The sequence below is a fragment of the Streptomyces sp. NPDC006283 genome (genome assembly GCF_040613325.1).
Lineage (GTDB): Bacteria > Actinomycetota > Actinomycetes > Streptomycetales > Streptomycetaceae > Streptomyces.
Map to the genome: position 1 here is coordinate 27084 of NZ_JBEXRZ010000052.1, position 12877 is coordinate 39960.

Here is a 12877-nt window from a genome sequence, read left to right on the forward strand (position 1 = left end):
CCTCGACCGGCCGGAAGCGGACGGTACGACGGGTCGGAAGCGGACCGCGGGGCTTTGTGTTCGACGCCGGGCCTGGGAACACGTACACTCACTGGCTGTTGGCCCTCACCAGCCACGTCGGATCCGGGCACTTAGTGCACCCGGACGGATGCGGTAGGTTGGGGGAACCACAAAGGGTCGTAGCTCAATTGGTAGAGCACTGGTCTCCAAAACCAGCGGTTGGGGGTTCAAGTCCCTCCGGCCCTGCTACACACACCTTCGCCAGGTTGTGTGCGCAGCGCATGTACGTCTTCTATGCACCGCCGTGCGGCTCCACCGGGCGCGGCACGGCCACGACCCGGGAATCAGGTGAGAGATCGTGACGGACGCCGTAGGCTCCATCGACATGCCTGACGCCGAGGACGAGAGCCCCGAGTCGAAGAAGAAGGCCCGCAAGGGCGGCAAGCGCGGCAAGAAGGGCCCGCTGGGTCGCCTGGCCCTCTTCTACCGCCAGATCGTCGCCGAACTGCGCAAGGTCGTCTGGCCGACTCGTCATCAGCTGACGACGTACACCACAGTGGTGATTATCTTCGTCGTCATCATGATCGGCCTCGTGACCGTGATTGACTATGGCTTCCAGGAAGCAGTCAAGTACGTCTTCGGCTGATCCGCGGAGGGCGCCGTACTCGGCGCTCTTTTCGCATGTTCCACCCCATCTGTATCCAGGAAGAAGCAGCCACCGTGTCTGACCCGAACCTGAACGACGCCGACCGTTCCGGCGAGAGCTTCGAGTCCGCCGAGGACGAGCTCGACATCGTCGAGGCGGCGGACGCTGTGGAGCCGGACCAGGCCGAGGCTGCCGACTCCGCGGCGGGCGAGCCGGCCGAGGAAGAGGCCCTGCACGTCGAGAGCGTCGAGGACGAGGCGGACGTCGAGGACGCCGCCGAAGGTGGCGAGGACGCCGCCGAGGCCGCCGAAGGTGACGAGGACGCTGCCGAGGCTGCCGAGGAGCAGGCCGAAGAGGCCCCCGCCGCCCCGGCCGACCCCATCGCGGCCCTCCGCGACGAGCTGCGCGGCCTCCCGGGTGAGTGGTACGTGATCCACACCTACGCGGGCTACGAGAAGCGCGTGAAGGCGAACCTCGAGCAGCGTGCCGTCTCGCTCAACGTCGAGGACTTCATCTATCAGGCCGAGGTCCCCGAGGAAGAGATCGTCCAGATCAAGAACGGTGAGCGCAAGAACGTCCGGCAGAACAAGCTGCCCGGCTACGTGCTCGTCCGCATGGACCTGACGAACGAGTCCTGGGGCGTCGTCCGCAACACCCCCGGTGTCACCGGCTTCGTGGGCAACGCGTACGACCCGTACCCGCTGACCCTGGACGAGATCGTCAAGATGCTCGCCCCGGAGGCCGAGGAGAAGGCCGCCCGTGAGGCCGCCGAGGCCGAGGGCAAGCCGGCTCCGGCCCGCAAGGTCGAGGTCCAGGTGCTGGACTTCGAGGTCGGCGACTCGGTCACGGTCACCGACGGCCCGTTCGCCACGCTGCAGGCCACGATCAACGAGATCAACGCCGACTCGAAGAAGGTCAAGGGCCTCGTCGAGATCTTCGGCCGCGAGACCCCGGTCGAGCTCAGCTTCGACCAGATCCAGAAGAACTAGCAGCTTCTGGACAGCAAGTTTCCGAACAGGTCAGACCGCCTTTCGCAGGCTGTCTGACCTGCTCGGTTTTTGGCCCCGCATGGATACCCGTTATCGTTGTGCGGTATGCCTCCATCCGGATGATCGGGTGGCAGGCGGATAACTCTCACTAGGACCCGGAGAGAGCAATGCCTCCCAAGAAGAAGAAGGTCACGGGGCTTATCAAGCTCCAGATCCAGGCCGGCGCGGCCAACCCGGCTCCGCCGGTCGGCCCCGCCCTGGGTCAGCACGGCGTCAACATCATGGAGTTCTGCAAGGCCTACAACGCCGCGACCGAGTCGCAGCGTGGCATGGTCGTGCCGGTGGAGATCACGGTCTACGAGGACCGTTCCTTCACCTTCATCACCAAGACTCCGCCGGCCGCCAAGCTGATCCTCAAGGCCGCGGGTGTGGACAAGGGCTCCGGCGAGCCGCACAAGACCAAGGTCGCGAAGCTCACGAGCGCCCAGGTCCGCGAGATCGCCACGGTCAAGCTGCCCGACCTGAACGCCAACGACCTGGACGCCGCGTCGAAGATCATCGCCGGCACCGCCCGTTCCATGGGCATCACGGTCGAGGGCTGACAGCCCCCAAGCCCCCAGTGGTAGGGCCGGCGCTGGCCCGCACCACGACTCCACGCTCAACACATCAGGAGCAGAAGTGAAGCGCAGCAAGACTCTCCGCGCTGCGGACGCCAAGGTCGACCGGGAGCGCAACCACGCCCCGCTCGAGGCCGTCCGTCTCGCCAAGGACACCGCCGCCACCAAGTTCGACGGCACTGTCGAGGTCGCCTTCCGTCTGGGCGTTGACCCGCGCAAGGCGGACCAGATGGTCCGTGGCACCGTGAACCTTCCGCACGGCACCGGTAAGACCGCCCGGGTCCTGGTCTTCGCGACCGGTGACCGTGCTGCGGCCGCGGAAGCCGCGGGCGCCGACATCGTCGGCTCCGACGAACTGATCGACGAGATCTCCAAGGGCAACCGCCTGAACGAGTTCGACGCGGTTGTCGCCACCCCGGACCTCATGGGCAAGGTCGGCCGCCTCGGCCGCGTGCTCGGTCCGCGTGGTCTGATGCCGAACCCGAAGACCGGCACCGTCACGATGGACGTCGCCAAGGCCGTCAACGAGATCAAGGGCGGCAAGATCGAGTTCCGCGTCGACAAGCACTCGAACCTGCACTTCATCATCGGCAAGGTTTCCTTCGACGAGACGAAGCTGGTCGAGAACTACGCGGCGGCGCTGGAGGAGATCCTCCGTCTGAAGCCGTCCGCCGCGAAGGGCCGCTACATCAAGAAGGCGACCCTGACCACGACGATGGGCCCCGGCATCCCGCTGGACTCCAACCGCACCCGCAACCTCCTCGTCGAGGAGGACCCGGCGGCTGTCTGAGCCTGACGCTCAGGGCCTGCCGGTCCGCGTGTGATGAGAACGGCCCCCGCGCCTCTTTCGAGGCCGCGGGGGCCGTTCCCGTTCCCGCTGCGACCCTCCGCGCTGCGTCGGCCCCGGCTGGGGCGCCGGCGCTCGTGCCCGGGGCGAGCCGCGAGGGGGCCGCACAGGGGGCCGACGCGGGGCCCATGACGGCCGGGGGAGGCAGATGCGCCCAGGTGCCGCTCCCGGCGAGCGGCGGCACCCGGGAGGGCGTAAGGGCGGATTTGCCTGGCGGCGATACGGTCGCGTACTCTTCCGAGGAAGCCAAAGACCGCTGGTCGTTGCCGTGCTCTCCTTCCGAGGGTCCGGTGGCCGAAGGATCCGCTCAGCAGCGGACGACCCGCGCAGGTGACTCTGGACAAGTTCCCGGAAGCGATTCCGGTCGAGCTCAGCCCCGTGCGCCTGCGCCGGGGCGTTTCGTTTTGTTCAGCCCCTTCTGAGCGGTCCTCATCACCCGGAAGGAGGCCGACGCTCATGGCAAGGCCCGACAAGGCTGCCGCGGTAGCCGAGCTCGCGGACCAGTTCCGCAGCTCGAACGCCGCCGTGCTGACCGAGTACCGGGGTCTCACCGTGGCGCAGCTGAAGACGCTGCGTCGTTCGCTCGGTGAGAACGCCCAGTACGCCGTGGTGAAGAACACGCTGACCAAGATTGCGGCCAACGAGGCCGGGATCACCTCGCTCGACGACCAGTTCACTGGTCCGACGGCGGTTGCCTTCATCACCGGTGACCCGGTGGAGTCGGCGAAGGGTCTTCGTGACTTCGCCAAGGAGAACCCGAACCTGATCATCAAGGGCGGTGTCCTTGACGGCAAGGCGCTGTCCGCCGATGAGATCAAGAAGCTTGCGGACCTCGAGTCCCGCGAGGTTCTGCTCGCCAAGCTGGCGGGCGCCTTCAAGGGCAAGCAGACCCAGACTGCTCAGCTCTTCCAGGCGCTTCCCTCGAAGTTCGTCCGCACCGCGGAGGCGCTTCGTGCCAAGCAGGCCGAGCAGGGCGGTGCCGAGTAATTCGGCTCGCGCATTGATCGGCGCCCACTAGGGCGACGGTCGCAGCGGGCCGAACGTACGCCCGCCTACATGTACATCCGGCACCTGCCGAATTAGTGGAAGGACGCCATCATGGCGAAGCTGTCCCAGGACGACCTGCTCGCGCAGTTCGAGGAGATGACCCTCATCGAGCTCTCCGAGTTCGTGAAGGCCTTCGAGGAGAAGTTCGACGTCACCGCCGCCGCGGCCGTCGCCGTTGCCGGCCCCGCCCAGGGTGGCGCTGCCCCCGAGGCTGCTGAGGAGCAGGACGAGTTCGACGTCATCCTCACCGGCGCCGGCGAGAAGAAGATCCAGGTCATCAAGGTCGTGCGCGAGCTGACCTCCCTGGGTCTGAAGGAGGCCAAGGACCTCGTCGACGGCACCCCGAAGCCGGTCCTCGAGAAGGTCGCCAAGGAGGCCGCGGAGAAGGCTGCCGAGTCCCTCAAGGCCGCCGGCGCCTCCGTCGAGGTCAAGTGACCCCACGGAGTCCGCTGACTCCCGCGCTGTAACGCGCACACACTGAAGGGCGATCACCCAAGCGGGTGGTCGCCCTTCGGCGTGCCCGCCCGGCTTGCCTTGCTCTCCGGACGGCGGCGAGTATGGTGATCTTCGCCGTGCGCCCCCTCGCGGCGGCCGACGAGGGTCCCGGAGCAGCAGCTCAGGGGCAGGGGGCCTTGACGAACCGCACGCAGCGCGCAATTCTCAGGACGCGTCGTCGAGACGATCCAGGTTCCGAGGCATGGATCGACGACCGAACGGGCAGTATCGATGTGCGCCTCACGGCGCATGGGGTTCGCGGAGTTGAGAAAAACGAGGGTATCGAGGGTCTCGAAAACCCGCACTGGACATCAGTGTGCCGAGTGGCTACACTGACCCTTTGCGCTGCCTGTTAGCTGCCTCCTGCCCGTCACCAGGGGCATGCCCACGTTTGAGCATCGGATGCAGACGTCCCCCAGCTGGGGCTTCTCCTCCGTGCACAGCATGGGACCGGTACGCGCGTAGTGAGTCCGAGCCCTCGGAAGGACCCCCTCTTGGCCGCCTCGCGCAACGCCTCGACCGCGAATACGAACAACGGCGCAAGCACTGCCCCGCTGCGCATCTCCTTTGCAAAGATCAAGGAGCCCCTCGAGGTTCCGAACCTCCTCGCGCTGCAGACCGAGAGCTTTGACTGGCTGCTCGGCAATGCCGCATGGAAGGCTCGTGTCGAGGCGGCTCTCGAAAGCGGACAGGACGTCCCCACCAAGTCCGGTCTGGAGGAGATCTTCGAGGAGATCTCCCCGATCGAGGACTTCTCCGGGTCGATGTCGCTGACCTTCCGCGACCACCGCTTCGAGCCTCCGAAGAACTCGATCGACGAGTGCAAGGAGCGCGACTTCACGTACGCCGCCCCGCTCTTCGTCACCGCCGAGTTCACCAACAACGAGACCGGCGAGATCAAGTCCCAGACGGTCTTCATGGGCGACTTCCCGCTCATGACCAACAAGGGCACCTTCGTCATCAACGGCACCGAGCGTGTCGTCGTGTCGCAGCTCGTCCGCTCGCCGGGTGTCTACTTCGACTCCTCCATCGACAAGACGTCCGACAAGGACATCTTCACCGCCAAGATCATCCCGTCCCGGGGTGCCTGGCTGGAGATGGAGATCGACAAGCGCGACATGGTCGGTGTCCGCATCGACCGCAAGCGCAAGCAGTCCGTCACCGTCCTGCTCAAGGCTCTCGGTTGGACCACCGAGCAGATCCTTGAGGAGTTCGGCGAGTACGAGTCCATGCGCGCCACCCTGGAGAAGGACCACACCCAGGGCCAGGACGACGCGCTGCTCGACATCTACCGCAAGCTCCGCCCGGGCGAGCCGCCGACGCGTGAGGCCGCTCAGACGCTGCTCGAGAACCTCTACTTCAACCCGAAGCGCTACGACCTCGCCAAGGTCGGCCGCTACAAGGTGAACAAGAAGCTCGGCGCCGACGAGCCGCTGGACGCCGGGGTGCTCACCACCGACGACGTCATCGCCACCATCAAGTACCTGGTCAAGCTGCACGCCGGCGAGACCGAGACCGTTGGCGAGTCCGGCACGCAGATCGTCGTCGAGACCGACGACATCGACCACTTCGGCAACCGTCGTCTGCGCAACGTCGGCGAGCTCATCCAGAACCAGGTCCGCACGGGTCTGGCTCGTATGGAGCGCGTCGTGCGTGAGCGCATGACGACCCAGGACGTCGAGGCGATCACGCCGCAGACCCTGATCAACATCCGGCCGGTCGTCGCCTCCATCAAGGAGTTCTTCGGCACCAGCCAGCTGTCGCAGTTCATGGACCAGAACAACCCGCTGTCGGGTCTCACCCACAAGCGCCGTCTCTCGGCGCTCGGCCCGGGTGGTCTCTCCCGTGAGCGGGCCGGCTTCGAGGTCCGTGACGTGCACCCGTCGCACTACGGCCGCATGTGCCCGATCGAGACCCCTGAAGGCCCGAACATCGGTCTGATCGGCTCGCTCGCCTCCTACGGCCGGGTCAACGCGTTCGGCTTCGTCGAGACGCCGTACCGCAAGGTCACCGACGGCCAGGTCACCGACGAGGTGGACTACCTGACCGCCGACGAGGAGGACCGCTTCGTCATCGCCCAGGCGAACGCGACCCTGAACGACGAGCTCCGGTTCACCGAGGCCCGCGTCCTGGTCCGCCGCCGTGGTGGCGAGGTCGACTACGTGCCGCCGGCCGAGGTCGACTACATGGACGTCTCGCCGCGCCAGATGGTGTCGGTCGCGACGGCCATGATCCCGTTCCTCGAGCACGACGACGCCAACCGTGCCCTCATGGGCGCGAACATGATGCGTCAGGCCGTTCCGCTCATCAAGGCGGAGGCCCCGCTCGTCGGCACCGGCATGGAGTACCGCTGCGCCACCGACGCAGGCGACGTCATCAAGGCGGAGAAGGACGGTGTGATCCAGGAGGTTTCGGCCGACTACGTCACCGTCGCGAACGACGACGGCACGTACACCACGTACCGCATCGCGAAGTTCTCCCGCTCCAACCAGGGCACCTCGGTCAACCAGAAGGTCGTCGTCTCCGAGGGCGACCGCGTCATCGAGGGCCAGGTCCTCGCCGACGGCCCCGCCACCGAGAACGGTGAGATGGCGCTCGGCAAGAACCTGCTCGTGGCGTTCATGCCGTGGGAGGGTCACAACTACGAGGACGCGATCATCCTGTCGCAGCGCCTCGTGCAGGACGACGTCCTCTCCTCGATCCACATCGAGGAGCACGAGGTCGACGCCCGTGACACCAAGCTCGGCCCCGAGGAGATCACCCGGGACATCCCGAACGTCTCCGAGGAGGTCCTCGCCGACCTCGACGAGCGCGGCATCATCCGCATCGGTGCCGAGGTCGTCGCCGGCGACATCCTCGTCGGCAAGGTCACGCCCAAGGGCGAGACCGAGCTGACCCCCGAGGAGCGTCTGCTCCGCGCGATCTTCGGTGAGAAGGCGCGCGAGGTCCGTGACACCTCGCTGAAGGTGCCGCACGGCGAGACCGGCAAGGTCATCGGCGTCCGCGTCTTCGACCGTGAGGAGGGCGACGAGCTTCCTCCGGGCGTGAACCAGCTGGTCCGCGTCTACGTCGCCCAGAAGCGCAAGATCACCGACGGTGACAAGCTCGCCGGCCGTCACGGCAACAAGGGCGTCATCTCGAAGATCCTGCCGATCGAGGACATGCCGTTCCTGGAGGACGGCACCCCGGTCGACATCATCCTCAACCCGCTGGGTGTCCCGTCCCGAATGAACCCGGGACAGGTCCTCGAGATCCACCTCGGCTGGCTCGCCAGCCAGGGCTGGAAGGTCGAGGGCAGCGAGGAGTGGATGCAGCGTCTGCAGGCCATCGGCGCCGACGACGTCGCGCCCGGCACGAACGTCGCCACCCCGGTCTTCGACGGCGCCCGCGAGGACGAGATCGCCGGTCTCTTCGAGTCCACGATCCCGAACCGCGACGGCAACCGGATGGTCCAGCCCTCCGGCAAGGCCAACCTGTTCGACGGCCGCTCCGGCGAGCCGTTCCCGGACCCGATCTCGGTCGGGTACATGTACATCCTCAAGCTCCACCACCTGGTCGACGACAAGCTCCACGCCCGTTCGACCGGTCCCTACTCGATGATCACCCAGCAGCCGCTGGGTGGTAAGGCCCAGTTCGGTGGCCAGCGATTCGGTGAGATGGAGGTGTGGGCGCTGGAGGCGTACGGCGCCGCCTACGCGCTCCAGGAGCTGCTGACGATCAAGTCCGACGACGTGACCGGCCGCGTGAAGGTCTACGAGGCCATCGTCAAGGGCGAGAACATCCCCGAGCCCGGCATTCCCGAGTCCTTCAAGGTGCTCATCAAGGAAATGCAGTCGCTCTGCCTCAACGTGGAGGTGCTCTCGTCGGACGGTATGTCCATCGAGATGCGCGACACGGACGAGGACGTCTTCCGCGCTGCGGAGGAGCTCGGTATCGACCTGTCCCGGCGCGAGCCGAGCAGCGTCGAAGAGGTCTGACGGGCCTGGCCGGGGCTCCCACCAAGGAGCCCCGGTCGTCCCCGGACCCTCCCCCTACGCCCCACGGGCGTGGAGGGACCCCCATCAGACCACTTGATTGAGACACGACCCCGAAAGAGGGATTGACGCACAGTGCTCGACGTCAACTTCTTCGACGAGCTGCGGATCGGCCTGGCCACCGCGGACGACATCCGGACCTGGTCCCACGGCGAGGTCAAGAAGCCCGAGACCATCAACTACCGCACGCTCAAGCCCGAGAAGGACGGACTCTTCTGCGAGAAGATCTTCGGTCCGACCCGGGACTGGGAGTGCTACTGCGGCAAGTACAAGCGCGTCCGCTTCAAGGGCATCATCTGTGAGCGCTGTGGCGTCGAGGTCACACGCGCCAAGGTGCGCCGTGAGCGGATGGGCCACATCGAGCTTGCCGCTCCCGTCACCCACATCTGGTACTTCAAGGGCGTCCCGTCGCGCCTCGGCTACCTGCTGGACCTGGCGCCGAAGGACCTCGAGAAGGTCATCTACTTCGCCGCTTACATGATCACGTTCGTGGACGAGGAGCGCCGCACGCGTGACCTGCCCTCGCTGGAGGCCCACGTCTCCGTCGAGCGCCAGCAGGTCGAGAACCGCCGCGACGCCGACCTCGAGGCCCGCGCCAAGAAGCTCGAGACCGACCTGGCCGAGCTCGAGGCCGAGGGCGCCAAGGCCGACGTGCGCCGCAAGGTGCGCGAGGGCGCCGAGCGTGAGATGAAGCAGCTGCGCGACCGTGCCCAGCGCGAGATCGACCGTCTCGACGAGGTGTGGAACCGCTTCAAGAACCTCAAGGTCCAGGACCTCGAGGGCGACGAGCTGCTCTACCGCGAGCTGCGTGACCGCTTCGGCACGTACTTCGACGGTTCGATGGGTGCCGCGGCGCTGCAGAAGCGCCTGGAGTCCTTCGACCTCGACGAGGAGGCCGAGCGTCTCCGCGAGATCATCCGTACCGGCAAGGGCCAGAAGAAGACCCGTGCGCTCAAGCGCCTCAAGGTCGTCTCCGCGTTCCTGCAGACGTCCAACAGCCCCAAGGGCATGGTGCTCGACTGCGTGCCGGTCATCCCGCCGGACCTGCGTCCGATGGTGCAGCTGGACGGTGGCCGCTTCGCGACCTCCGACCTGAACGACCTGTACCGCCGTGTGATCAACCGCAACAACCGTCTGAAGCGTCTGCTCGACCTCGGTGCTCCCGAGATCATCGTGAACAACGAGAAGCGGATGCTCCAGGAGGCGGTCGACGCCCTCTTCGACAACGGCCGTCGTGGTCGCCCGGTCACGGGCCCCGGCAACCGTCCGCTGAAGTCCCTCAGCGACATGCTGAAGGGCAAGCAGGGCCGCTTCCGTCAGAACCTGCTCGGTAAGCGAGTCGACTACTCGGCGCGTTCCGTCATCGTCGTCGGCCCGCAGCTCAAGCTGCACCAGTGCGGCCTGCCCAAGGCCATGGCGCTGGAGCTCTTCAAGCCGTTCGTGATGAAGCGCCTGGTCGACCTGAACCACGCGCAGAACATCAAGTCGGCCAAGCGCATGGTCGAGCGTGGCCGCACGGTCGTGTACGACGTCCTCGAAGAGGTCATCGCCGAGCACCCGGTGCTGCTGAACCGTGCGCCCACCCTGCACCGCCTCGGCATCCAGGCCTTCGAGCCGCAGCTGGTCGAGGGCAAGGCCATCCAGATCCACCCGCTCGTCTGCACCGCGTTCAACGCGGACTTCGACGGTGACCAGATGGCCGTGCACCTGCCGCTGTCCGCGGAGGCGCAGGCCGAGGCCCGCATCCTGATGCTGTCCTCGAACAACATCCTCAAGCCGGCCGACGGCCGTCCGGTGACCATGCCGACCCAGGACATGGTGCTGGGCCTCTTCTTCCTCACCACGGACGAGGAGGAGCGCGAGGTCATCGGCGAGGGCCGGTCCTTCGGTTCCACCGCCGAGGCGATCATGGCGTTCGACGCCCGGGAGCTCTCGCTCCAGGCGAAGATCGACATCCGCTTCCCGGTCGGCACCATCCCGCCGCGCGGCTGGACGCCTCCGGCGGACGAGGACGAGGCCGGCGAGGGCACGTGGCAGCAGGGGGACTCGTTCCGTCTGCGCACGACCCTGGGCCGCGCGCTCTTCAACGAGCTGCTGCCCGAGGACTACCCGTTCGTCGACTACTCGGTGGGCAAGAAGCAGCTCTCCGAGATCGTCAACGACCTCGCCGAGCGCTACCCCAAGGTCATCGTGGCGGCGACGCTCGACAACCTGAAGGCGGCCGGCTTCTACTGGGCGACCCGTTCCGGTGTCACCGTGGCCATCTCCGACGTCGTCGTTCCCGAGGCGAAGAAGGCGATCGTCAAGGGCTACGAGGAGCAGGACGAGAAGGTCCAGAAGCAGTACGAGCGCGGTCTGATCACCAAGGACGAGCGCACCCAGGAGCTCATCGCGATCTGGACCAAGGCGACCAACGAGGTTGCCGAGGCGATGAACGCGAACTTCCCGAAGACCAACCCCATCTTCATGATGGTCAACTCGGGTGCTCGTGGAAACATGATGCAGATGCGTCAGATCGCCGGTATGCGTGGTCTGGTGTCGAACGCCAAGAACGAGACCATCCCGCGTCCGATCAAGGCGTCCTTCCGCGAGGGTCTGTCCGTGCTGGAGTACTTCATCTCCACGCACGGTGCCCGTAAGGGTCTGGCGGACACCGCTCTGCGTACCGCCGACTCGGGTTACCTCACCCGTCGTCTGGTGGACGTCTCGCAGGACGTCATCATCCGCGAAGAGGACTGCGGCACCGACCGCGGTCTCAAGCTGCGGATCGCCGAGCGCGGCGCCGACGGTGTGCTGCGCAAGGCGGAGGACGTCGAGACCTCCGTGTACGCCCGCATGCTCGCCGAGGACGTCGTCGTCGACGGCAAGGTCATCGCGCCTGCCAACGTCGACCTGGGCGACGTGCTCATCGACGCGGTCGTCGCGGCCGGCGTCGAGGAGGTCAAGACCCGCTCGGTCCTGACCTGTGAGTCCGCTGTCGGCACCTGTGCGTACTGCTACGGCCGTTCGCTCGCCACCGGCAAGCTGGTCGACATCGGTGAGGCGGTCGGCATCATCGCCGCCCAGTCCATCGGTGAGCCCGGTACGCAGCTGACGATGCGTACCTTCCACACCGGTGGTGTGGCCGGTGACGACATCACCCAGGGTCTGCCCCGTGTCGTCGAGCTCTTCGAGGCTCGTACGCCCAAGGGTGTCGCCCCGATCTCGGAGGCGGCCGGCCGCATCCGTATCGAGGAGACCGAGAAGACCAAGAAGATCGTCGTCACCCCGGACGACGGCAGCGACGAGACGGCGTTCCCGATCTCGAAGCGTGCCCGTCTGCTGGTCGGCGAGGGCGACCACGTCGAGGTGGGCCAGAAGCTCACCGTGGGTGCCACCAACCCGCACGACGTGCTGCGGATCCTCGGTCAGCGCGCGGTCCAGGTCCACCTGGTCGGCGAGGTCCAGAAGGTCTACAACTCGCAGGGTGTGTCGATCCACGACAAGCACATCGAGATCATCATCCGGCAGATGCTGCGCCGTGTGACGATCATCGAGTCCGGCGACGCGGAGCTGCTGCCGGGCGAGCTGGTCGAGCGTTCGAAGTTCGAGACCGAGAACCGTCGTGTGGTCACCGAGGGCGGTCACCCCGCCTCCGGCCGTCCGCAGCTGATGGGTATCACCAAGGCCTCGCTGGCGACCGAGTCGTGGCTGTCGGCGGCGTCCTTCCAGGAGACCACCAGGGTTCTGACGGACGCGGCGATCAACGCCAAGTCCGACTCCCTGATCGGCCTCAAGGAGAACGTCATCATCGGTAAGCTCATCCCGGCCGGTACGGGCCTGTCCCGCTACCGCAACATCCGGGTCGAGCCGACCGAGGAGGCCAAGGCCGCGATGTACTCGGCCGTCGGCTACGACGACATCGACTACTCGCCGTTCGGCACGGGCTCCGGCCAGGCCGTTCCGCTGGAGGACTACGACTACGGTCCGTACAACCAGTAGGAGTGCGTGAGGAAGGGCGGTCACCCCATGGGTGGCCGCCCCTCCGGCGTTCGCAGGGAGCGGTGCGGTGTGGCGGCGCCCGGCCACGGCCGGCTGAGGCCGCGCGGTCCCGGCAGCCGCCCCGGCCCCCCCCCCCCGGGGGAACGAAACCCCCCCCCCCCAAAAAAAAAAAACAACCAAGAAACAAAAAAAACAAAAAAAAAAAAAACTAATTATTTATT

8 protein-coding genes and 1 tRNA gene are annotated in these 12877 nt (G+C 66.5%); all 9 read left to right on the forward strand.

Going from position 1 to position 12877, the window contains the following annotated elements; translation table 11 throughout:
- Positions 1-173 precede the first annotated feature (173 nt).
- Positions 174-246 (forward strand) — tRNA-Trp (locus tag ABZ070_RS13975).
- 112 nt (positions 247-358) lie between these two features.
- Positions 359-646, forward strand: a complete 288-nt coding sequence (gene secE, locus ABZ070_RS13980) for a preprotein translocase subunit SecE (RefSeq protein WP_356633358.1) — start codon at positions 359-361, stop codon at positions 644-646.
- A gap of 74 nt (positions 647-720) precedes the next feature.
- Positions 721-1635 carry a transcription termination/antitermination protein NusG gene (nusG, locus tag ABZ070_RS13985; RefSeq protein ID WP_356633360.1) on the forward strand — a complete coding sequence of 305 codons (915 nt, stop codon included), beginning with the start codon at positions 721-723 and terminating at the stop codon, positions 1633-1635.
- Between the two features lie 167 nt (positions 1636-1802).
- Positions 1803-2237 (forward strand): 50S ribosomal protein L11, encoded by a 435-nt coding sequence (gene rplK, locus ABZ070_RS13990; RefSeq protein ID WP_356633362.1) that lies wholly within the window; start codon positions 1803-1805, stop codon positions 2235-2237.
- Between the two features lie 76 nt (positions 2238-2313).
- Positions 2314-3042: a 50S ribosomal protein L1 gene (gene rplA / locus ABZ070_RS13995; RefSeq protein WP_356633364.1), complete on the forward strand. Its 729-nt coding sequence runs from the start codon at positions 2314-2316 to the stop codon at positions 3040-3042.
- Between the two features lie 513 nt (positions 3043-3555).
- The gene (gene rplJ / locus ABZ070_RS14000; RefSeq protein WP_356633366.1) at positions 3556-4086 is read left to right on the forward strand and encodes a 50S ribosomal protein L10; all 531 of its coding nucleotides are present in this window, start codon (positions 3556-3558) and stop codon (positions 4084-4086) included.
- 111 nt (positions 4087-4197) lie between these two features.
- Complete coding sequence (rplL, locus tag ABZ070_RS14005) at positions 4198-4581, forward strand: 50S ribosomal protein L7/L12 (RefSeq protein ID WP_356599695.1); 384 nt, start codon at positions 4198-4200, stop codon at positions 4579-4581.
- A gap of 554 nt (positions 4582-5135) precedes the next feature.
- Entirely contained in the window at positions 5136-8618 is a 3483-nt protein-coding gene (gene rpoB, locus ABZ070_RS14010; RefSeq protein ID WP_356633368.1) for a DNA-directed RNA polymerase subunit beta, read from the forward strand.
- 132 nt (positions 8619-8750) lie between these two features.
- The gene (locus ABZ070_RS14015) at positions 8751-12656 is read left to right on the forward strand and encodes a DNA-directed RNA polymerase subunit beta' (protein WP_356633370.1); all 3906 of its coding nucleotides are present in this window, start codon (positions 8751-8753) and stop codon (positions 12654-12656) included.
- Positions 12657-12877: the final 221 nt, after the last annotated feature.